At 52.6% G+C, this 272-nt stretch carries 1 protein-coding gene; it reads left to right on the forward strand.

The features are described 5' to 3' along the window. A partial coding sequence (locus tag NCR93_RS31690) for a YqaJ viral recombinase family protein (RefSeq protein WP_502799871.1) occupies nucleotides 1-187 on the forward strand: 187 nt, incomplete at its 5' end. Nucleotides 188-272 lie beyond the last annotated feature (85 nt).

Consider the following 272-nt stretch of genomic DNA (forward strand, 5'->3'; position numbering starts at 1 on the left):
AGCCAGAACCCTGTTTGAATTCACTTCCGGCGTGAATGTTACTGAATCCCCGATCATCTATCGCGACGAAAGTATGCGTACCGCCTGCTCTCCCGATGGTTTATGCAGTGACGGCAACGGCCTTGAACTGAAATACCCGTTTACCTCCCAATTCGAGCTCCAGCGCTTTTTAACACTGCGAGCATAATGCCTGCGTCATCCGCCAGCAGGAGCTGGACTTTACTGATGCCCGTTATATCTGCGAAAAGACCGGGATCTGGACCCGTGATGGG

The organism is Caballeronia sp. ATUFL_F1_KS39, from assembly GCF_023630985.1.
In the GTDB taxonomy this organism is placed as follows: Bacteria; Pseudomonadota; Gammaproteobacteria; order Burkholderiales; family Burkholderiaceae; genus Caballeronia; species Caballeronia zhejiangensis.